Origin of the sequence: Niallia endozanthoxylica, assembly GCF_008710145.1 — a bacterium.
Classification (GTDB): Bacteria; Bacillota; Bacilli; order Bacillales; family Cytobacillaceae; genus Bacillus_BD; species Bacillus_BD endozanthoxylica.
Window position 1 is genome coordinate 303,721 of the sequence record NZ_VYKL01000015.1, and the last position, 23,479, is coordinate 327,199.

The 23,479-nt window shown below is 38.9% G+C and carries 17 protein-coding genes and 1 pseudogene; 1 reads left to right on the plus strand and 17 read right to left on the minus strand.

The features are described 5' to 3' along the window. Positions 1–45: 45 nt before the first annotated feature. Together F4V44_RS08585 and F4V44_RS08590 are read right to left on the minus strand one after the other, a co-directional pair. Positions 46–921, minus strand: a complete 876-nt coding sequence (locus tag F4V44_RS08585; protein ID WP_150440100.1) for a YicC/YloC family endoribonuclease — start codon at positions 919–921, stop codon at positions 46–48. 170 nt (positions 922–1,091) lie between these two features. Further along, positions 1,092–3,770 carry a calcium-translocating P-type ATPase, SERCA-type gene (locus tag F4V44_RS08590; protein ID WP_150439581.1) on the minus strand — a complete coding sequence of 893 codons (2,679 nt, stop codon included), beginning with the start codon at positions 3,768–3,770 and terminating at the stop codon, positions 1,092–1,094. Positions 3,771–4,049: 279 nt separating this feature from the next. On the opposite strand from F4V44_RS08590, the gene F4V44_RS08595 reads away from it, so the two are divergent. Continuing rightward, on the plus strand, positions 4,050–5,771 hold the full coding sequence (locus F4V44_RS08595) for an Rqc2 family fibronectin-binding protein (protein ID WP_150439582.1): 1,722 nt from the start codon (positions 4,050–4,052) through the stop codon (positions 5,769–5,771). A gap of 78 nt (positions 5,772–5,849) precedes the next feature. Here the strand turns inward: F4V44_RS08595 and F4V44_RS08600 are convergent, their stop codons facing one another. The 15 genes and pseudogenes from F4V44_RS08600 to ileS form a co-directional block, all read right to left on the minus strand. Then, positions 5,850–6,572 carry a polyphosphate kinase 2 family protein gene (locus F4V44_RS08600; RefSeq protein ID WP_150440101.1) on the minus strand — a complete coding sequence of 241 codons (723 nt, stop codon included), beginning with the start codon at positions 6,570–6,572 and terminating at the stop codon, positions 5,850–5,852. 163 nt (positions 6,573–6,735) lie between these two features. Beyond that, positions 6,736–7,359: an orotate phosphoribosyltransferase gene (pyrE, locus tag F4V44_RS08605; RefSeq protein ID WP_150439583.1), complete on the minus strand. Its 624-nt coding sequence runs from the start codon at positions 7,357–7,359 to the stop codon at positions 6,736–6,738. Further along, a complete protein-coding gene (gene pyrF, locus F4V44_RS08610) occupies positions 7,356–8,072 on the minus strand; it encodes an orotidine-5'-phosphate decarboxylase (RefSeq protein WP_150439584.1) in 717 nt (238 codons plus the stop codon). Before pyrF ends, pyrE begins: the two co-directional genes overlap by 4 nt. After that, positions 8,073–8,984 carry a dihydroorotate dehydrogenase gene (locus F4V44_RS08615; protein ID WP_150439585.1) on the minus strand — a complete coding sequence of 304 codons (912 nt, stop codon included), beginning with the start codon at positions 8,982–8,984 and terminating at the stop codon, positions 8,073–8,075. Next, positions 8,981–9,760, minus strand: a complete 780-nt coding sequence (locus tag F4V44_RS08620; RefSeq protein WP_150439586.1) for a dihydroorotate dehydrogenase electron transfer subunit — start codon at positions 9,758–9,760, stop codon at positions 8,981–8,983. The genes F4V44_RS08615 and F4V44_RS08620 overlap by 4 nt, the downstream gene beginning before the upstream one ends. Next, positions 9,757–12,969 carry a carbamoyl-phosphate synthase large subunit gene (gene carB / locus F4V44_RS08625; RefSeq protein ID WP_150439587.1) on the minus strand — a complete coding sequence of 1,071 codons (3,213 nt, stop codon included), beginning with the start codon at positions 12,967–12,969 and terminating at the stop codon, positions 9,757–9,759. Before carB ends, F4V44_RS08620 begins: the two co-directional genes overlap by 4 nt. Then, positions 12,948–14,053 (minus strand): annotated as a pseudogene (locus tag F4V44_RS08630) (carbamoyl phosphate synthase small subunit). The gene carB and the pseudogene F4V44_RS08630 overlap by 22 nt, the downstream one beginning before the upstream one ends. Beyond that, positions 14,050–15,333, minus strand: a complete 1,284-nt coding sequence (locus F4V44_RS08635; RefSeq protein WP_150439589.1) for a dihydroorotase — start codon at positions 15,331–15,333, stop codon at positions 14,050–14,052. The pseudogene F4V44_RS08630 and the gene F4V44_RS08635 overlap by 4 nt, the downstream one beginning before the upstream one ends. Further along, positions 15,296–16,231 (minus strand): aspartate carbamoyltransferase catalytic subunit, encoded by a 936-nt coding sequence (locus tag F4V44_RS08640; protein WP_150439590.1) that lies wholly within the window; start codon positions 16,229–16,231, stop codon positions 15,296–15,298. Before F4V44_RS08640 ends, F4V44_RS08635 begins: the two co-directional genes overlap by 38 nt. Positions 16,232–16,470: 239 nt before the next feature. After that, positions 16,471–17,757 carry a solute carrier family 23 protein gene (locus tag F4V44_RS08645; protein ID WP_150439591.1) on the minus strand — a complete coding sequence of 429 codons (1,287 nt, stop codon included), beginning with the start codon at positions 17,755–17,757 and terminating at the stop codon, positions 16,471–16,473. A 142-nt stretch (positions 17,758–17,899) separates the two neighbouring features. Beyond that, positions 17,900–18,442, minus strand: coding sequence for a bifunctional pyr operon transcriptional regulator/uracil phosphoribosyltransferase PyrR (gene pyrR, locus F4V44_RS08650; RefSeq protein WP_150439592.1), 543 nt, complete (start codon positions 18,440–18,442; stop codon positions 17,900–17,902). Between the two features lie 241 nt (positions 18,443–18,683). Next, positions 18,684–19,592, minus strand: a complete 909-nt coding sequence (locus F4V44_RS08655) for an RluA family pseudouridine synthase (protein WP_150439593.1) — start codon at positions 19,590–19,592, stop codon at positions 18,684–18,686. Continuing rightward, positions 19,564–20,055, minus strand: a complete 492-nt coding sequence (gene lspA, locus F4V44_RS08660; protein WP_150439594.1) for a signal peptidase II — start codon at positions 20,053–20,055, stop codon at positions 19,564–19,566. Before lspA ends, F4V44_RS08655 begins: the two co-directional genes overlap by 29 nt. 121 nt (positions 20,056–20,176) lie before the next feature. Next, positions 20,177–20,455 (minus strand): TraR/DksA family transcriptional regulator, encoded by a 279-nt coding sequence (locus F4V44_RS08665; RefSeq protein WP_150439595.1) that lies wholly within the window; start codon positions 20,453–20,455, stop codon positions 20,177–20,179. A gap of 219 nt (positions 20,456–20,674) precedes the next feature. Beyond that, positions 20,675–23,446 (minus strand): isoleucine--tRNA ligase, encoded by a 2,772-nt coding sequence (gene ileS / locus F4V44_RS08670; RefSeq protein WP_150439596.1) that lies wholly within the window; start codon positions 23,444–23,446, stop codon positions 20,675–20,677. Positions 23,447–23,479 lie beyond the last annotated feature (33 nt).

A 23,479-nucleotide genomic window follows, 5' to 3' on the forward strand; every position in this document is an offset into this window, starting at 1 on the left:
TATCAGTTAATTAGTTTCACCCTGACAATTATTTTTAAACAAGCACTACTCAATGTTTTGTACCTGTTCTTTCATTTTTTCAAGGATACTTTTCATCTCAACCACTACTCTGGCAATTTCGGAATCATTTGCTTTTGAACCAATCGTATTTACTTCTCTGTTCATTTCCTGCAGAAGAAAATCAAGTTTCCTGCCTATCGGCTCATTTAAAGTAAGAATTTTCCCAAACTGCTTAATATGGCTATTCAGCCTGGTTAATTCTTCATTAATATCTGCTTTATCAGCAAAAATCGCTACTTCAGTAAGAATACGAGCTTCATCAACTTGATCACCGACAAATTCATGTATTCTTTTTGTTAATTTCTCACGATACATTCTGACGACAGACGGTGCGAGCTCTGTAATTGCTGCCACCAAACCCTCGAAAATATGTAAATGTGAACCTATATCCTTTTCTAGCGCAGAACCTTCAGCTTTGCGCATTTGAATGACTGAACCAGCCGCCTCCTCCACTGCTTCGAGAACAATCTGTTCAAGTTCTTCATCACCAGTTTCTTCTTCTTCAATACTGATAATATCTTCCCTACTGAGTAAATCCTGGAGTGATAAACCGTGCTCAAGAACATATTTTTGTTTGATGCTGGCAATTGCCTGTACGTAATGATCGAGCAGATTCCAATCGACCAAGACTTTTCGATTAACAATTCCTTCTCCCTCAACCGTCACATAAACTTCTATTCTTCCTCTATGTATAAATGAGCTCAACTTCTTTTTAATTCTATCTTCTATTTTATTAAACTGACGGGGCATTCGAATATAAAATTCTGAAAACCGATGGTTTACCGTTTTTATTTCGACTGAAACAGAAAAAGAATCAGTATTTTTTTTACTTCTCCCAAATCCTGTCATACTCATAACCATTAAGACCACATCCAATCTGCTCCTAAAGCGTCAGGAGACTTTTCATGCTCATTTTCATCTGATGTTTTATTATTATGTTAGCATTTATTTATAAAAAAGTGGAGGTAGTTTGGCTTACGAAAGAAAAGGTAATAGAGATATCTCTACTACCTAAGAAATTATAACATATTTCATTTTGTTTTTCGCAGTAAAAATGAACCCGCAAGTAAAAAAGTTGGGACTGCCGCTAACCCAGTTATAATCCACCAGTCAGAAGCTAAAATTGGAACAGTATGAAAAATAGGCTGAAGAGGCGGATAATAGATCACAACAAGCACCATCAACAGTGACAAAATGACAGCCCATACTAAATATTTATTCCCAAATGGATTACGTGAAAGTATCGATTTTTCACTTCGGCAATCAAATACGTGAATTAATTGCGCTAATACTAATGTAGCAAATGCAACTGTTTGCGCATATTCAAGGTGATCCGGGTTGTCCTTGTACGCAAACATAAATGCAAGCAAAGTAACCAATCCTATTAAGAAGCCTCTTGATATGATTTTCCAGCCTAACCCTCTTGCAAACACTCCTTCTTTTGGACTTCTCGGCTTTCGTTTCATCACGTCTCCTTCTGGCTGATCTAGACCAAGTGCCATCGCTGGTAAGCCATCTGTAACTAAATTTACCCATAGGATTTGTATTGGAACAAGAGGCAATGGCAATGCTAATAACATCGCAAATAACATCACAAGAATTTCCCCAACGTTGGAGGCTAGTAAGTAACGGATAAATTTGCGAATATTTTCGTAAATGTTACGCCCTTCTTTAATGGCCGCTTTAATGGTAGCAAAATTATCATCAAGCAATACTAAAGCAGATGACTCTTTAGCCACATCTGTACCAGTAATCCCCATTGCAACACCAATATCTGCTGCTTTAATAGCAGGCGCATCATTGACACCGTCACCCGTCATAGCGACAATATGACCTCTATTTTGCAATGCTTTGACGATTTTTAATTTATGCTCTGGAGATACACGCGCAAATACAGATACATCTTCCACAACATCTTCTAGTTCCTCAAGTGACATATTTGAAAGAGCTGGTCCATCTAACACCTTTGATTGATTTGAAAGGATCCCAAGCTGTTTCGCAATAGCTTTTGCTGTTATAACATGGTCACCTGTTATCATAACCGTTTTAATTCCTGCATCCTTACATTCCTTAACAGCGAGCTTTACTTCTGGACGCGGCGGGTCAATCATTCCCTGCAAACCAATAAAGGTCAAACTCTTTTCTGCCTCTTTTTCATCAAGAACCATTGTCTGCGCAGGGATTTCCTTAAATCCGATAGCAATCGTTCTGAGAGCTTTTGACGCTAACTCATTGATGGCAGACTGAACAGTTTGCTTTGCATCCTGTGATAACAGTTGTTTTTTGCCATTCCAAAGAATCGCTTCGCTTTTTCCTACCAGAATATCAGGCGCTCCTTTTGTGACAACAAACTGCCTGCCATTCGGGTCCTTAATAATCACGCTCATCATTTTCCTTGTTGAATCAAATGGAAATTCCTGAACGATGCTAAATTCATTTAATAGATCCGCTCGATTATATCCTGCTTTGATGGCGGCAACAAGGAGCGCTCCTTCAGTCGGATCCCCGTCAACAATATATTCCTTTTTCTTTTGAATTAATTCTGCATGGTTACATAACATACCAAACATGAGCATCTGCTGCAATGCTTTCTCGTTATGAACATCTATTCTTTCATCTTTATGGTAGAAATCTCCTCTTGGCTCATAACCGACCCCGTCAACAAACCATGTTTGGCCGCTGCTCCATAAATGCGTAACCGTCATTTCATTTTGTGTCATGGTTCCAGTTTTGTCTGAACAGATGACAGAAGCACAACCTAAGGTTTCAACAGCTGGGAGCTTTCTAACAATGGCATTTTGCTTAATCATCCGCTGAACACCTAGAGAAAGAGCCACCGTGACAATGGCTGGAAGTCCTTCCGGAATAGCAGCAACAGCAAGGGAAACTCCAGCTAAAAACATGGTATATAAATCATTACCTTGAATAACACCAACAATAACAACAAGAGCGGTTAAGAAGAGTGCTGTTACGATTAATATTTTTCCAAGCTGCTCCAATCGTCTCTGCAGCGGTGTTGTCATTGATTCAGCGCTTTGGAGTAAATCAGCAATCTGCCCCATCGCTGTTTTCATACCCGTCCCGACAACAACCCCCATTCCGTTTCCTCTTGTCACCATTGTGCCCATAAAGGCCATATTGGCCATATCACCAATACCGAGATTTTCTGCGGGTAGTTCATCTGTCATTTTTGAAACAGGCAGTGACTCACCGGTTAATGCCGATTCTTCTATTTCAAGACTTTTCACATCAATCAAGCGTAAATCTGCACCGATTCGATCCCCGCTTGAGAATTTTAATATATCACCGGGGACAATTTCTTTTGAAGCAATTTTAATCCATTGTCCATCTCTTAACACTTGTACCTGCGGTGCAGAGAGTTCTTTTAAAGCCTGCAGTGATTTTTCCGCCTTTATTTCTTGAAAAAAGCCAAGAAAAGCATTCACAATAACAATTGCAATGATTGCAATTGCATCAATATATTCCCCTAAAAAACCAGAGATAAGGGTCGCTGCTAATAAAACAAGCACCATAAAATCTTTAAATTGACTGAAAAACAACAACCAGGCAGACTGCTTTTCACCTTCTTCTAATTCGTTGTGTCCATATTGCTTCAACCTTTGTTTAACATCTGCACTTGATAATCCTGACGAGAGGTCTGTATTTAGCGCTTCCTCTACCTCTTTCGTGTTCATCTCATGGTACTTCATCCCGCCATCTCACTTCCCCCTTAAATATGAAAAGCGTAACCGAAGCCTAGTGCCATACTCCGGGAAGCCTTTCATTTAGTTAGATAGATAACTTTTTCTGCATCTAAGGAAAGCTTATTCACTCTTGTCCAAAAAAATGCTAATATAGTTGCACTTCAATCAAACAACTTGTACATTTAAAGATAGATTAGCAAAGATAGCGGAAGCGTCTTAGCCTTAGATAAGCTGGCCGCTTGTGCTAGACTACTATCAAAGTTTATTAAGTAAAGGATGTTTGTCATGTCGTTTGATGGTTTATTTACCAGGGCAATGGTTAAAGAACTTGCAGATTCACTCCAAGGCGGCCGAATCAATAAAGTACACCAACCGTATAAAAATGAAATTATTCTCGTCGTAAGAGCAAACGGGAAAAATCAAAAGGTATTACTCTCTGCACATCCGTCGCATGCAAGAGTCCATATTTCGAAAGAAGAATATGAGAATCCATCTATCCCTCCAATGTTTTGTATGCTTTTACGAAAGCATTTAGAAGGGTATATTTTGGAGAATATCCATCAAATTGGACTTGATCGGATGATTATTTTTGATATTAAAGGAAGAAATGAAATCGGAGATATTTCCTATAAGCAGCTGATTGTGGAAATTATGGGACGTCATAGTAATATCATTTTAGTAGACCGTAACAAAAATATGATTCTTGACAGCATTAAGCATGTATCAGCAGCTATAAATACATATCGAACGGTCCTTCCAGGACATGAATACATCTTTCCGCCAGAGCAAGATAAAACGAACCCTTTTGAAGCTGATGAACAGGACCTATTAAGACGTCTAGATTTCAACGGTGGCAAACTAGATAAGCAGCTTGTCAGCGAATATGCTGGACTTTCACCTTTAGTTGCAAAAGAAATTACCTTTCGGGCCGGTCTGGTCAATCGAAATACATTGCCAAAAGCATTTCTTAAGCTAATGAATCACATTAAACATCATGAGTATTCCCCTTCCATCATGGAAATTAATGGTAAAGAAAACTTTTATTTATTCCCACTCGAAAGCACGCAAAGTAATCATGTAAAATCATTTACAACCCTTGGTGAAATGTTGGACCGCTATTATTTTGGAAAGGCAGAACGCGATCGTGTCAAACAGCAGGCAAATGATATTGAACGTTTAGTTTTCAATGAGAAAGAAAAAAATGAGAAAAAAATTGCTAAGTTGAAAGAGACTTTACATGAAGCGAATAAAGCCCAAGAGTTTCAATTATATGGTGAATTGTTAACAGCCAATATATACGCTGTACAAAAGGGTCAGAATGAAATCGAAGTGGTGAATTATTATGACGAACATGGTTCAACTGTACGAATCCCGCTTGATTCATTAAAAACACCTTCTGAGAATGCTCAAAAGTATTTTACCAAATACCAAAAAGCAAAAAATGCCATTGAAATTGTTAAGGAGCAAATTGATAAAGCAATAGAAGAGGTCCGTTATTTTGATGCGCTTATTCAGCAGCTTGAAACAGCCTCACCGAAAGATGTTGCTGAAATCCGCGATGAATTAATTGAAGAGGGCTATATTCGAAACAGACAGAAAAAGCAGTTGAAAAAACAAAACCAAAATCAAAAACCTGCCTTAGATTATTATTTAGCTTCTGATGGGACTGAAATTATCATCGGCAAGAACAATAAACAAAATGATTATTTAACCAATCGATTGGCAGCCCGTGATGAGATTTGGCTGCATACAAAAGATATTCCTGGATCACATGTGGTGATTCGAAGCAAAGAACCAACAGAGAAAACCATTCAAGAAGCGGCAGTTCTTGCAGCATTTTTTAGTAAAGCACGTAATTCCAGCTCGGTTCCCGTCGACTTTACCCGTGTACGCCATGTAAAAAAACCATCAGGAGCAAAGCCTGGCTTTGTGATTTATGATAATCAGCAAACAGTCTATGTTACACCCGATGAAGAAACAGTCCTTAAATTAAAAAAACGGCTATAATGTATTTACTCCAGTATACGCTGTCTATTTAACAAGGATTTCTAAAACCAATTAAAAAGAGTGCAACATGCACTCTTTTTATCCATTTTCCCCGTTGTCCGGCAACGCTATATTCTTTGCGGTTAAAACACGTTCAATCGTTTGAATCATAATATTTAATGTTTCTAAACGGGCATAACGTTTATCATTGCTTGGAATGATATGCCATGGTGCATAGGGTGTATCCGTCTTTTCAAACATTTCCTCAGCCGCTTCTAAATACAAATCCCATTTCTCCCGATTCCGCCAATCTTCATCAGTCAATTTCCAGCTTTTAAGCGGATTGGCCTCACGCGCTTTAAAACGCAATAATTGCTCATCCTTACTAATATGAAACCAAAATTTCAGGATGACATATTGATCATCACTTAATAATTTTTCAAAACCATTAATTTCCTCGTACGCCCTTGACCATTCTTCTTTTACTGCAAAACCTTCAATTGGTTCCACTAGAACTCTTCCATACCAGGAACGGTCAAAAATGGTTAACTCACCGTGCCGCGGAAGTTTATTCCAAAATCGCTGCAGATAATGGTATCTTTTTTCATGAGGCTCAGGAGCAGCAATTGGCCAAACCTTAAATCCGCGCGGATCAAGATGTTCCGTAACTCGTTTAATTGCCCCTCCCTTGCCGGCAGCATCCCAGCCTTCCACTACCATAAGAACTGCTATTTGCTCTTGACGTAAAATATGCTGAAGTCTTAATAGCCGTCTTTGGTAACTGAGCAGTTTGGTATTATACTCTTTTTTATTGTCTACCATCTTGGTTAAATCAACCTGACCTAAACGATTATTCACAGCTTAAATCCTCTCCCTAACCGAATCAATAAGAATATTTCTTTCATTTATATGATAATCGGTTTATTGCTGCGCATATAAAAAAGAAAATTAGCCTGACAACATTATGTCAGGCCTGAATAGTCATTTATTTTCCCCACTCAGCAGGGTTTTTACGCCACTCCATCAACTTTTCCCAGTCCTTTTGTTCAATGTAGCCTTTTTCGCTTGCTACCTCAACAAGAGTTGAAAAATCAGTTAACGAAAATACAGTAATATCTGCATTTTTCATTAACTCAAAACCTTTTTCAAGCTGATAGGTAAAAATAGATACTACACCTAATACTTCACATCCAGCTTCACGTAATGCCTCTACAGCAGTAATGACACTGCCTCCCGTTGAAATCAAATCTTCCACTACAACCACTTTTTGCCCTTTTTCCGCTTTTCCTTCAATTTGGTTTCCTTTTCCATGACCCTTCGCTTTTGATCGTACATAGCACATTGGCAGGTTTAATTCCTCACTTACCCAGGCAGCATGCGGGATTCCTGCTGTTGCAGTTCCAGCAATAAGCTCAGTGCCCAGAAATTGTTCCTTAATGATTCCGGCAAGCCCTGATGCAATGTTTCTTCTAATTTCTGGATATGAAAGAGTTAACCGATTGTCACAATAAATAGGTGAAATGATGCCTGATGCCCATGTAAAAGGTTCATTTGGACGCAGTGTGACAGCTTTAATTTCTAATAAACTTTCGGCAATAATTTTTCTCACAGTTGAACACCTTCCCATGCTTGTATAAACTTTTGATAACTCTCGTGAGGATTTTCAGATTTTGTAATCGAACGGCCAACCACCATATAAGAGACGCCTGCCTTTTTGGCAAAGTCCGGTGTTGCCACCCTCTTCTGATCACCTGCTGCATCCTCTTTTAAACGAATACCAGGGGTAACTGTTAAAAAGTCATTTCCCAGCACTTCACGAATCATCGCAGCCTCATGTGAAGAACATACAACACCATTAAGTCCGGACTGTTTCGTAAGCTTTGCATAATGAAGCACTGATTCCTTAAGCGGTACTTGAATCAGCTGCTCTTTTTTCATTTGTTCTTCAGACGTGCTTGTCAACTGTGTTACAGCAATACAAAGCGGTCTTCTTTGTCCTGCAGAAGTCCCTTGATCCAATCCTTCTAATGCTGCCATCATCATTTCTTGACCCCCAGCAGCATGTACGTTAACTAGATCACATTGAAGCTTTGCAAGGCCCTTCATAGCACTTTTTACAGTATTTGGTATATCATGAAGCTTTAAATCCAAGAAAATTTGATGTCCTCTTTCTTTAATATCATGAATAATGGCCGGACCCTCTTGATAAAAAAGCTCCATCCCCACTTTAACAAACAATTGTTCATTAGAAAAACGATTTAAAAATGTTAAGACCTCATCCTTAGAAGCAAAGTCAAGAGCAATGATTACTGGTTTCCCCATCTACTTCCAGCTCCTTCCTGTACACTGTGAAATATGATCAAAACCGAGCTGCATTAATCGTTCAGGCAGTTCATCGATAATAGAAGGACAAACAAAAGGGTCAACAAAATTAGCTGTTCCGACAGCTACTGCACTTGCACCGGCATAAAAATATTCAATCACATCTTCTGCCGTTTGAATACCACCCATACCGATAATCGGTAGGTCCACCGCCTGACTTACCTCATAAATCATTCGAATCGCAACAGGCTTCACTGCTGGTCCGGATAATCCGCCGGTCTTATTCGCTAGTATCGGTCTTGCTGATTTTATATCAATTCTCATTCCGACTAATGTATTAATCATTGTTAATCCATCCGCACCACCAGCTTCAACAGCTTTTGCCATATCCACAATATTGCTTACATTTGGTGATAATTTTACATACACGGGAACAGACGATACTTCTTTAACTTTTTTTGTTAGCTGTTCAGCAACTTCCGGTATTGTACCAAAGGCAATACCGCCTTCCTTTACATTGGGACAGGATATATTAAGCTCAAGTGCATGTACATTAGGAGATTTTGAGATTTCCTGGGCTACTGCCACATAATCTTCCTCGGTAGATCCTGCTACATTAGCAATAATTGGAACATCAAACTGTTCTAGCCATGTAAGTTCTTCAGAAATAACTTTCTTTAAACCGGGATTTTGCAGTCCGATGGCATTAAGCATACCTGCAGATGTTTCAGCCACCCTTGGAGTCGGATTCCCAAAGCGCGGTTCAACGGTCGTTGCTTTAATCATAATAGCTCCAAGTTTGCTTAAATCATACAATTGGCTGTATTCACGTCCGAAGCCGAAACATCCTGACGCCGGCATGATTGGGTTTTTCAAATCAAGTCCTGGTAATTTCACATCAAGCATGCTCATAATACAACCTCCCCAGCCCGAAACACAGGACCATCACTGCAAACCTTTTTATACGTGTAACCATCTTTGTCATTCTGTGTATGACATACACAAGCAAAACAAGCACCAATACCGCAGCCCATTCTTTCTTCTAATGAAAGAAATACTTTTTTATCGGCAAAATTTGTTTCAATTGCTTTAAGCATCGGAGTTGGTCCGCATGAGTAGAGCGTAGTAAATACAAACTCTTTTTCAGCAATCACATCTGTTACAAAACCCTTTGTACCGTACGATCCATCTACAGTTGCTATATAAGTCTCACCTAACAGGGAAAATTCATGTTCATAAAAAACAGCTTCTTTTGACTGAAATCCAAGAACATGAATCACGGTAACCCCTTTATCAGTAAGCTGCCGCGATAATTCGTAAAGGGGCGGTACACCAATTCCTCCACCTACTAAAAGAGCAGTTTCGCCCTTTTGAGTTTCTTCGAGTGGAAATCCAGACCCGAGCGGACCTAATACATCTACTTCATCACCGGTCTGCTTTTGCGCCAAAAGAGAAGTCCCTCTGCCCTCTTTTCGATAGATCATCGTAAATTCACTGTTTTTCTTATCAATTCTTGCAATGGAAATCGGACGTCTCAAGAGCGGATCCATGCCATTAGAAACCTTTAGATGGACAAATTGACCTGGTTCATTCATTTGTTGAACAAGCTCACCTTTTAAGGTGAGCTCATAAATAGAATCGGCTAATTCAGTCTGTGAAACGACTGTACACATTTCTTTATTTATCATGAGAGAATAGCCTCCCTGGCATTAACTGGCTGAGCCATTGCTTCTGCTGAAAAATTCATGGATTCAATGACACGTAAAATCGCTTCAGCTGTATCAAGTGAGGTTAAGCATGGAACTCCATTTTCAACAGATTCGCGGCGGATTCTAAAGCCATCGCGTTCAGGCTGTTTACCTTTTGAAAAAGTGTTTATAACAAATTGGGCTTCCCCGTTTCTAATTACATCTAAAAGATCAGGACCTTCTGAGCCAATTTTGCTGACAACACTAACTGGAATCCCTGCTTTTTTCAAGAATTCAGCTGTACCGCTTGTTGCCATTAGACGATAACCAATTGCGGCATAACGTTTTGCAATATGCAGTGCTTCTTCTTTTTCTTTATCAGCAATGGTCAAGAGCACTGTACCAAATTTTTGGATGGTAATTCCAGATGCAACAAGTGCTTTATACAACGCTTTTTCCAATGTGTAATCTTTCCCCATTACTTCTCCTGTTGATTTCATTTCTGGTCCTAATGAAATATCGACATTACGCAATTTTGCAAAGGAGAATACAGGTGCTTTTACATATACACCAGCTTTTTCCGGAACAAGACCGGAAACGTACCCTTGTTCAGCAAGAGACTGACCAAGAATCGCTTTTGTAGCAATATTTGCCATTGGCACATTTGTAATTTTACTTAAAAATGGCACCGTACGGCTTGAACGCGGATTTACTTCCAGTACAAATACATCATCATTACTTACAACATATTGGATATTTAATAAACCAACAATATTCAATCCAAGCGCTAATTTTTCAGTATACGTAATTAGTTTTTCTTTTACAGTATTTGAAAGACTTTGCGGCGGATATACAGCTATGGAATCGCCTGAATGTACTCCTGCACGTTCAATATGTTCCATAATTCCAGGAATCACTACATCCTTACCATCGGATATCGCATCAACCTCTATTTCTTTACCTGTTAAATAACGGTCGATTAAGACAGGGTGCTCTGGATTAATTTTTACTGCATTCTCCATATAATGAAGCAGTTCTTCCTTCTTATAAACAATTTCCATCGCTCTTCCGCCTAATACATATGAAGGTCGCACTAATACCGGATATCCAATTTCCTCTGCGATTTTTAATGCCTCATCTACAGAAAGAGCTGTTTTCCCTTTCGGCATTGGAATCTCTAATTGTACTAATGCCTGTTCAAACTTATCACGATCTTCAGCACGATCTAAATCCTCTAGAGTCGTTCCTAAAATTTTCACTCCATGCTCAACAAGCTTGGAAGCAAGGTTAATTGCCGTTTGACCGCCGAACTGTACGACAACACCTATTGGTTTTTCCAAATCTATGATTGCCATAACATCTTCCGTTGTTAATGGTTCAAAGTATAATTTATCTGAAATACTGAAATCAGTTGAAACCGTTTCAGGATTATTATTAATGATGATAGCTTCATAACCGGCTTCTTTAATCGCCCAAACGGAATGAACGGTTGCATAATCAAATTCAACACCTTGACCAATTCGGATTGGACCTGATCCTAGTACGATTACACTCTTTCGATCTGTAACAATTGACTCATTTTCCTCTTCATAGGTTCCATAAAAATACGGAGTTTCTGATTCAAATTCTGCTGCACATGTATCAACCATTTTATATACTGGTACAATCCCTTGCTTCACACGCCAATCATAAATGGAACGCTCTGTTGTATTCCAAAGTTTTGCGAGTGAAAAATCCGAAAATCCTTTTTTCTTCGCCTTTTCTACCCATTCACGATCAAATGGATGTTTGGATAGTTCTTTTTCAAACAAGATAATTCCTTCCATTTTATATAAGAAGAATAGATCGATTTGACTCCACTCATGAAGGGTTTCAATACTGACACCACGTCTTAATGCTTCAGCAATATAAAATAAACGTTCGTCTCCTGCTTTACGGATTCGTTTTTCAATTACTTCATCACTAAACTCTTCTCCATTTGGCAAAGCAAAATGATAGACATTACTTTCAAGTGAGCGAATTGCCTTTAATAACGACTCTTCAAATGTTCGTCCAATGGCCATTACTTCACCAGTTGCTTTCATTTGTGTTCCAAGTAAGCGATTCGCAGATTCAAACTTATCAAACGGCCATCTTGGTATTTTCGTTACAATATAGTCCAGAGCAGGTTCAAAACAAGAGTATGTTTTGCCTGTAACTGGATTCATCATTTCGTCCAGTGTCAGACCCACAGCAATTTTAGCTGCAAGCTTTGCAATTGGATAACCCGTTGCCTTTGAGGCAAGAGCCGAAGAACGGCTGACACGCGGATTGACTTCGATAATGTAATAATTATAGCTGTAAGGATCTAGGGCAAGCTGTACATTACATCCGCCTTCAATTCCAAGTGCACGAATAATTTTCAAGGAAGCATTGCGCAGTAATTGATACTCCCGGTCACTTAATGTTTGGCTCGGTGCCACAACAATGGAATCTCCTGTATGCACACCCACAGGGTCGATGTTTTCCATGTTACATACAACAATCGCATTATCAGCAGAGTCTCTCATAACTTCATATTCAATTTCCTTGTATCCCGCAATGCTTTTTTCTAATAAACATTGTGTGACAGGACTGTATTTTAGCCCGCTTGCGACAATTTCAACAAGCTCTTCTTCATTATGACAGATTCCACCGCCGGTACCGCCTAGTGTAAAGGCCGGACGTACAATTACCGGATATCCAATTCTCTCAACAAAAGCATACGCTTCCTCAAGATTATGAATAATATCACTTTCAGGAACCGGTTCGTTTAATTCATTCATAAGTGTTCTAAATAAATCACGGTCTTCCGCTTTTTCAATGGCAGTTAGCTTCGTCCCTAATATTTCAACCCCACATTCTTCCAATAAACCAGATTTTGCTAATTCTACGGCGAGATTTAATCCTGTCTGTCCGCCTAATGTTGGCAACAATGCGTCAGGCCTTTCTTTTCTGATAATTCTTTCCACAAATTCAAGTGTTAATGGCTCTATATAGACTGCATCCGCAATCTCTGTATCTGTCATAATAGTAGCAGGATTGGAATTAACAAGGATAACTTTATAGCCTTCTTCTTTTAATGCTAAACACGCTTGTGTTCCTGCATAATCAAATTCTGCAGCCTGACCGATGACAATTGGCCCAGATCCGATTACTAAAATACTATTTATATCATTACGCTTTGGCATAAGTGTTTCCCTCCTGTTTAGCAGTCTCAATTAGCTCAAGAAATTGTTGAAATAAATTATTAGAATCCTCAGGTCCTGGTGAAGCTTCCGGATGATATTGAACAGTAAAAGCAGGGAAGTCTTTGTGTTTCAACCCTTCTATACTTCCATCATTTAAAGCGATTTGTGTGACTTCTAAGCGTGTATTCTCAATTGATTTTTCTTCGACTGTAAAACCATGGTTTTGCGATGTAATATCTACTCTTCCGGTTGCCAGATCTTTTACCGGATGATTTGAACCGCGGTGACCAAATTTCATTTTTTCAGTATTAGCTCCACATGCAAGAGCGAACAACTGATGACCAAGACAAATCCCAAATAGTGGTACTTTACCAAGAATACCTTGAATCATTTCGATTGCTTCTGGAACATCCTTTGGATCTCCAGGTCCATTTGAAAGCATAACACCATCAGGACTTAATTCAAGAATTTCTTCAGCTTTTGTATTATAAGGAACAACAATTACATCACAATCACGACGATTTAATTCTCTTAAAATTCCATGTTTCATCCCAAAATCAACAAGTACAACTCTTCTGCCTCTTCCAGGGCTTGGATAGGCTGTTTTAGTCGATACCTGTTTAACCTGATCACGTCGAACTTCAGTTGCCCGTAATCTTTCCAATACATCGTCAACATTTTCGCTCATATTACATAGAGCACCCTTTAATGTACCATGCTGACGAATAATTCTTGTCAGTTTTCTCGTGTCAATCCCTGAGATTCCTGGAATATTCTTTAGCTTAAAATACTCATCTAATGATTTTTCACTTCTCCAGTTAGATGGAAAATCGGCTGTTTCTTTTACGATAAAACCGCTGATTGCCGGCGTAATTGATTCAAAATCATCGCGGTTAATTCCATAATTACCAATAAGCGGGTAAGTTAATGTAACAATTTGTCCGCAATATGAAGGATCTGACAGTACCTCTTGATATCCAGTCATACCGGTATTAAAAACAACCTCCCCTGTACAACTTGTTTCACTTCCAAATGCTTCACCAATAAATACAGTTCCATCTTCTAGAATAAGCTTCTTTTTCATATCTTTTCACGTCCTTTTTCCCAAGCTATCTTTCCATCAACCAATGTGACAACAGGCCATCCTTTACATTCCCAGCCTCCAAATGGTGTATTACGGCCTTTTGACAAAAAGCTTTGCGGATTGATTTTTTCTTTATGATTTAAATCAAGTAAGACGATATCCGCCGGGGCACCAACCTTTATTTCTCCTGCATGAAGACCGAATGCTTGTGCAGGCTTGCTACTTAAATAATCGATTAACTGCGGTAATGTCATCATTCCCTTATCAACAAAATGTGTATATAGGAGTGGAAAAGCTGTTTCTAAACCAACAATACCGAATGGAGCTAGCGTCATACCTTCATCTTTTTCTTCCTTTGTATGTGGTGCATGATCTGTCGCAATAAAATCAATTGTCCCATCCAAAAGCCCCTCTATTAAAGCCTCCCGATCATCTGATCCGCGTAATGGAGGATTCATTTTAAAATTGGGGTCCAAACCTGGAATATCCTCTTCACACAACAATAAATGATGAGGAGTAACTTCCGCAGTGACATGTATTCCTGCCCGCTTTGCATCTCTCACGGTCCTGACTGATTCCTTCGTACTGATGTGGCATACATGATAATGACAATTAGCCGCTTCTGCTAGGAGAACGTCCCGAGCAATATGTACAGACTCACAAACAGAAGGGATGCCGTTAATTCCATGTTCTTTGGAGAAAGATCCTTCATGTACCGATCCTTTATTAATTAATGTATTTTCCTCACAGTGAGCAACAATGGTTAAGCCTTCTTGTGCCGCTTTCTTCATCGCTGAAAGCATCATATCGGCTGATTGAACACCAACACCATCATCTGTTAAGGCAAATACACCTGCTTCCTTCAATGCAGAAAAATCTGTCAGTTCCTTGCCTGCTTCTCTAATTGTAATGGAACCATATGGAAGTACCTTTACAGCAGCAGTTTCATCAATTCGTCTATGCAGCCATTCTAATTGCTCCTTTGAATCAGGAACCGGCCTTGTATTTGGCATAGCAGCAATTGTTGTAAATCCACCTTTTGCTGCTGCAAGTGTCCCTGTGGCAATGGTTTCTTTCTTTTCCCCTCCTGGCTCACGTAAATGAACATGAAGGTCAATAAACCCTGGAGCAACAACCAAGCCATCCGCTTCTATCATTTCATCTGCCTTTACGTTTGTGAGGGTTCCAATTCCCTTAATGAATCCATCCTCAATAAAAATGTCACCAGTTATTAATTCCCCATTAATTAGCAATTGTCCATTTTTGATGAGTATTGACACTTTGCATTCCCCCTTGTTTATCTAGTGCTCGCTTAATAACAGCCATGCGTACAAATACACCGTTTTTCATTTGCGTAAAGATTCTTGATCTGCTGCATTCAACTAATTCATCTGCTATTTCAACATTTCTATTTACAGGTGCAGGATGCATAATAATGCTTCCCGGCTTCATTTTTTTCTCGCGTTCAATCGTTAAACCAAATTGCTGATGATAATTTTCCGACACACCTGTGTCACTTCCATCATGACGCTCATGCTGTATACGCAATAGCATAACAACATCGGATGTTTCAATTGCAGTATCCACATCCTCGTAGCCCCCATTTTCAAGAAATTCTTCATCAAACCATTCTTTAGGACCAGAAAAAACAACCTTTGCTCCTAATCTTGTTAAAGCATCAGCATTTGACCGAGCTACTCGGCTGTGTCTAACATCTCCGATAATCGCTACCTTTAATCCTTTAAAATCTCCATATTCCTGTTGAATGGTCAGTAAGTCTAATAAAGACTGCGTTGGATGATGACCGCAGCCATCACCTGCATTAATAACAGGTATTCCAACACGGCCGATTAACTCATCAAAATATTGATCCTTATCATGCCGGATGACAACAGCATTGACTCCAATTGACTCTAGTGTTCGAACAGTATCATACAATGTCTCGCCCTTTAACACACTTGAAGAACCAGCATCAAACGGGATAACCTCTAGACCAAGCTTTCTTTCTGCTACTTCAAAGCTTGATTTTGTTCTTGTGCTTGGCTCGAAAAATAAATTCGCTATAAACTGCTGCTCAGTCGGTTTCCATTGTTCCCCTTCTAAAAAACTTCGCGCTTGGCTCAGAATTTTTTTAATTTCCTCTACAGATAGTGAAGCAGTTGATATTAAATGGTTCATTATTAAAGCCTCCTTTTAATAAGACCAACACTAAATACATGCCGTACAAATCAGTTAAATCAAATGTTTTTGAATAAACCCTTTGTTTCTTCTATTTAATATAATCAGACAATTATTTATATTGTTTTCATGGTATTGAATATAGAATTTGAAATTTATAAGTGCGGCATTCAAAAATAGTTTTCGTAATTATTGTTAAATTACCGCACTCTAATTAAATTGCGCCAGTTATACCTGTTTTAATGTGTGTCGAACATATCTTCTTTTACCTCTTCTCTGCCAGGTAAAATTAAATTCAATATAACTCCAATAATTGCTGCAAAGGCCATACCTTGAAGCTGAAATTGATCAGAGACTTTAATTAATGCACCGCCAATCCCTAATACTAGAATGACTGAAGAAATAGCTAAGTTTCTGTTGCTGCCAAAATCGATTTTATTATCAACCAGCATTCTTAACCCTGAAGAGGCGATAATTCCAAATAACAGGATTGACACTCCTCCCATGACAGCCTGTGGAATGGTATGAATCAATGCGGAAATTTTACCAATAAAACCAAACACTGTTGCGATGACTGCCGCTCCTGCTATGACATAAACACTATATACTTTCGTTAATGCCAATACACCAATATTTTCGCCGTAAGTTGTTTTTGGAGGACCACCGATTAAAGCAGATATCATTGTGGCTGTACCATCACCAAGAATGGATCGATGTAAGCCAGGTTCCTTAATATAGTCACGGCCTACTACTTTACTTAGTACTAATTGATGACCAATATGTTCTGAAATGGTAACAACAGCAATTGGAACCATTAAGAGAACAATGTCTAACGTTATCTTTACATCATAATGGACAAAAGGAATGATAAATGGCGGCCATTCAAACCATTTTGCCTCAAGAACTGGAGTAAAATCGATCATTCCAACCAACAATGCATAGACATATCCAACGATTATTCCAGCAAGAATGGAAACCATACTCAAAAATCCCTTAAAGTAAATCGAGAAGATTATCGTTGCAGCCAAGGTAACAAGGCCTATCGAGAAAGTAAGTAAATCATACTCTCCTGTTGACGGCTCATTCATAGCCATACCAACTGCTGTTCCCGCCAAGGATAAACCAATAACCATAATAACCGGACCAACGACGATTGGTGGCAGCAGCTTCATAATCCAGCGATAACCTGCTTTTTTAATAACGAGTGCAACTAGACCATATACAAGTCCAACAATAAAACTTCCAATCATAGCAGCTCCAGGCCCTCCACCGCTTGCTTTTGCAGCAATAATCGGCGCTATGAAAGCAAAGGATGAACCTAAGTAAGCCGGAACCTGCCATTTTGTAATAATAAGAAAGGCAAGTGTTCCAAGTCCACTAGAAATAAGGGCAATGGCTGGACTTAAATCCACCAAAACAGGAACAAGTACAGTGGCTCCAAACATGGCAAATAAATGCTGTAAACTAAGAGTCACCCAATGTAACGGTGATGGAATATCTTTAATATCTAATACGGGTTTATTCATTGCTGTCTTTCCTCCATCAATTTAACTTTACATAAAAACCCTCTTGTTTTATGCACAAAGAGGGTAGAAAAGGGCAGGCTAAAGACAAGTCTTATACCTTTCCCTTTGTCAGCCTCTCTGTGCTGCTTTTAAAAGGGCTATATTATTTTTCATGAATACTTACCTGATCAAATTTATCAATCTCGTTAAGCTCTACAACAATTTTTTCAGAGCTTGAAGTAGGAATATTCTTTCCAACGTAGTCGGCTCTGATTGGTAATTCACGATGTCCTCTGTCAACTAGTACAGCGAGCTGAATCGAACTTGGACGGCCAAAATCAACAATTGCATCTAAAGCAGCACGAACTGTTCGGCCTGTGTATAAAACATCATCAACAAGGATAACTGTTCGATCCTGTATTTCCTTTTCGATGTGCAAACCTTTCACAAGAGGTTCGCTATCAACTGTTTTTGTTGTTAAATCATCACGGTATAACGTGATATCTACTTCACCGACTGGAACATTTTTACCTTCTATTTGATTAATTCTTTCAGCAAGCCGATTAGCGATAAAGATTCCCCGCGTACGGATTCCTACAAGAAGAAGGTTATCAATACCTTTATTTTTCTCAATAATTTCATGAGCTATTCTCGTTAATGCTCTTCGAATCGCTTGTTCATCTAATACAATTGCCTTTTGTGTCATGTTTTTTCCACCCTTTCATAAAAACGTCCAATCTGTTTGAAATGATGCATTCTTAAAAGACTATCCTATGAGAAGATAAAAAAACCCTCTTACCGTGACGGTAAGAGGGTAAACGAATAAGATAATACATTTGGGCATAGTACACCCAGTATAAAATCCGTTTCCTTCTCAGCCTCACAGGACCGATTTAAAGGACTTATTCAACTAAAATTAGTGTAATGCACGTGTAGAATTTTGTCAATTAATTTTTGCGCAGCTTTTCAAGAAGTTCCTCATATTCCTTTGGCAATGGCGCTTCAAATTCTAAGTACTCCTCTGTACGCGGATGAGTAAAACCAAGAATGGCTGCATGCAGTGCCTGCCCATTAATTTCTAACGTTTTTCTTGGACCATACTTCGGATCACCTACAAGCGGAAAACCGATGTATTTCATATGCACACGAATCTGATGCGTCCTCCCTGTTTCCAAACGGCATTCGACAAACGTATAATCTTTAAATCGTTCGAGCACTTGAAAATGTGTGACTGCATGCTTACCGTTTTCAACGACTGTCATACTTTGCCGATCTTTTGGATCTCTTCCGATTGGAGCATCAATGGTACCATAATCATGGCCAATATTCCCATGAACCAATGCTTTATATTTTCTTGTAACTGTTTTTTCTACCAATTGATTAACTAAATGCTCATGTGCTTTATCATTTTTCGCAACCATTAATAATCCAGATGTGTCTTTATCAATCCGATGAACAATTCCAGGACGCAGAACTCCATTTATTCCTGACAAATCTTTACAATGCGCCATCAAACCATTTACAAGGGTACCAGTCACATGGCCAGCAGCCGGGTGCACGACCATTCCTTTTGGTTTATTTACAACAATTACATCACTATCTTCAAAATAAATATCAAGATCCATTTCTTCTGGAATAACATCGAGGGCTTCCGGATCTGGAATCGAAATTTCGATATGATCCTCTATATTACATTTATAATTTGTTTTAATTATTTTTTCATTAACTAAAACCAGTCCCTCTTTAATCCATTGCTGAACTTGGGTCCTAGACCAATCAGAATCTAGACTGGTAATTACTTTATCAATCCGCTCATTCTTTTCATGCTCAAGAACGGTGTGTTCCACTTTCTCCATTAACTTTCTCCTTTTCCTTTTTCTCTTCTAGCAGCATATATATGATTAATATAGCTACTCCTATGACAAGTGCGGAATCTGCAATATTAAAAATCGGAAAATTATAGCCAAAAGGATACGTATGAATAAAGTCTACTACTTCTTGACGGAATACACGATCGATAAAATTCCCAATCGCTCCTCCCAGCATTAAAGCAAGTGAAAATTTGAACAGCGGACTTTCCATTTCGGATTTTTTCAGATAATAAATAATAGCAATAATGACGATTACTGTAATCACATAAAAGAACCACATTTGCCCTTGTAAAATTCCCCATGCTGCACCTCGGTTTCGATGAGATGTGATATACAGGAAATTTTCGATTACGGTTATTCGTTCACCTAATTCCATATTCTTAACAATCAGCCATTTTGTCCATTGATCGGCAAGAACGGCTAGTAACGCTATTATGTAATAAAACACAAAGGCACCCTCCAAAAGATTAGATTTCTCCTTTGCATTTTAGCACAACCCCAAGTAAAACGACAGCAGAAGCTTTGCCGGATTCTGGCTTGTATACATCATTTTCACTTTTTTGTTAATCTTAATGCTGGCTGATAACATAACTTACTGTTTTACAGTCATCAATGGTTTTCAGTGTTGGGATAATTTGCAGCAGTTCCATCGGCATCAGCTCTCCTGATAATTCACACGTACCAAAAGTACCGTTTTCAATTTTTTTTATTGCTGTTTCAATATCCGTTAGCTCTTCCTCTATATAGGGTCTCACTAGCGAAGAACAATTTTCATTGGATATCCGCTTAAGCAATTCATTTTTTGTTTTACGGAGATCTGAATAGATTTCATTTGTATTTAGATCCATGTCTTTCCCTCCGTTCTTGTTGTACACATTATCATTTCCCGCTTGTTTGAATAAACACGGAAAAACATTTGTCAAGGCGCACAACAATTAACGAAGGTGGAATATTTTATCTTATTATTGATTTCATCTTTACAAACACTTTCAAAAAAAGGATAAAATTTCATATTAAGCAACACGAAAGGCAGACTTTACCTAAGTCTGCCTTTTGTAACAAATAGATTAGACTAAATGGCTGTAATGTTCCTGAACGACATCTGCACAGCGCGGGCAGAGTGTTGGATGGTTTTCCTTTTCACCCACGTGTGGAGTCACTGTCCAGCAGCGCTCACAAGTCTCACCTTCTGCTTTTGACACAACAATCGCTGCAAGTTCAAGCTTTAGCGCTTGTTCTGGTGCCTTATCATATCCATCAACTACTTCAAATCCAGATATAATAAAGAGTTGTTGTAAATTCTCTTTAATTGATTCTAAAAGACTCTTCGTCTCATCATTTACATACAATGTTACTTTTGCTGTTAATGATTTACCAATAACTTTTTCATTACGCGCTTCTTCAAGTGCTTTTAACACATCATCACGAAGTTTCATGAACCTTGACCATTTTGCCATTAATCCCTCCGCTCCCTGTAATTCTTTTGCTTCAGGGAAATCGGTTAATTGTACACTCTGTTCTTGTACAGCTGGAATAAAGCTCCACACTTCATCAGCTGTATGAGAAAGAATTGGAGAAATCAATTTAGTTAAGGCAAGTAAGCTTTCATATAAAACCGTTTGAATCGCACGGCGGTCATACTGATCACTTGCTTCGATATACAGGACATCTTTTGCAAAATCAAGATAGAATGAGCTTAAATCAAGTGTACAGAAATTGTTCACTGCATGGTAGATACTAGCATACTCATAGTTTTCATAGTTATTACGTACTTGTTTAATTAAATCATTTAATTTAACAAGCATAAATTGATCAACTTCACGTAAGTTTTCATATGAAATGGCATCCTTAGCCGGATCAAAATCTGCAAGATTTCCCAGTAAGAAACGGAACGTATTTCGAATCTTACGGTATACCTCAGCTACTTGCTTTAATATCGCATCGGAGACACGCACATCCGCTTGATAATCAACAGAAGCAACCCAAAGTCGGAGGATATCTGCTCCTAATTGATTCATAACTTTTGCAGGAACAACTACGTTCCCAACGGATTTACTCATTTTTCTGCCTTCGCCGTCAAGTGCAAAGCCATGGCTTAATACGCCCTTATATGGTGCTTTACCTGTTACAGCAACTCCTGTTGACAATGATGAGTTAAACCAGCCGCGGTATTGGTCGGAGCCTTCTAAGTAAAGATCTGCTGGCCGCTGTAAGTCATCGCGTTCTAATAGTACTGCTTGATGAGATGATCCGGAATCAAACCAAACATCCATAATGTCTGTTTCTTTTGTAAAGCTGCCGTTTGGACTTCCAGGATGTGTAAATCCTTCCGGTAGAAGATCCTTTGCCTCACGTTCAAACCATACATTCGATCCGTGTTCACGGAATAAGTTTGACACATGTTCAATCGTCTCATCCGTAATAACAGGCTCACCATTTTCTGCATAAAAGACTGGAATTGGCACACCCCATGCACGCTGACGTGAAATACACCAGTCGCCCCGATCGCGAACCATATTAAATAATCTTGTTTCACCCCAAGCCGGCACCCATTTTGTTTCTTTAACGGCTTCTAACAAGTCATCCCGGAAATCCTTAATAGATGCAAACCATTGTGCTGTCGCGCGGTAAATAACCGGTTTCTTCGTTCTCCAATCATGCGGGTAGGAGTGCGTGATAAAGGATAGTTTTAAAAGTGCACCAACCTCTTCTAGTTTTTCCGTTATCGCTTTATTCGCTTTATCATAAAATAATCCAGCAAACCCTTCTGCTTCCTTCGTCATAACACCTTTATCATCAACTGGACAAAGAACATCAAGACCGTATTTCTGACCAACATAAAAGTCATCTTCCCCATGTCCTGGCGCTGTATGAACACAGCCTGTTCCAGCATCAATTGTTACATGCTCACCAAGCATAACAAGAGAATCACGATCATAGATCGGGTGTTTGGCTACAATTCGGTCAAGCTCTGATCCCATAATAGTTTGAACAATACTCGGCTGTTCCCAACCGATTTCGCTTGTTACAGCTTCAAGAAGATCATTTGCGACAAGATATTTTTGTTCATTTTCTTCTACAACAACATAAGTCAAATCTGGATGTACAGAAATACCTAGGTTTGCTGGAATCGTCCATGGTGTTGTTGTCCAAATAATAATTTGAACATCCGTATCTAACACACCTTTTCCATCTCTTACTTTAAACCCAACATAAATAGATGGTGACTTTTTGTCCTGATATTCAATTTCAGCCTCCGCAAGAGCAGATTCACTTGAAGGAGACCAGTAGACAGGCTTTAATCCCTTATAAATATAACCTTTTTTAGCCATTTCACCGAATACTTTAATTTGCTGAGCCTCATACTCAGGCTTTAATGTAATATATGGATTTTCCCAATCTCCTCGAACACCTAAGCGTTTAAATTGGCTGCGCTGACTGTCAATTTGCTCATAAGCATATTTTTCGCAAAGCTTTCTAAATTCAGCAACAGTCATTTCTTTGCGGTTTACACCTTTGTTTGTCAAAGCCTGCTCAATTGGCAGACCGTGCGTATCCCAGCCTGGGACATATGGAGCATTAAAGCCGCTCATTGATTTATAGCGAACAATAAAGTCCTTTAAGATTTTATTCAAGGCATGCCCCATATGAATGTCACCATTCGCATATGGAGGTCCATCATGTAGTACGAACATTGGTCGATCCTTTGTTCTTTCTTGCACTAATCTATAAATATTCATGTCTTCCCATTTTGATTGAATTTCAGGCTCTCTTTTTGGGAGATTACCACGCATTGGAAATTCAGTATTTGGCATTAATAAAGTATCTTTGTATTCCATGTCTCTTCCTCCATTTAATTCATTAGCAAAATT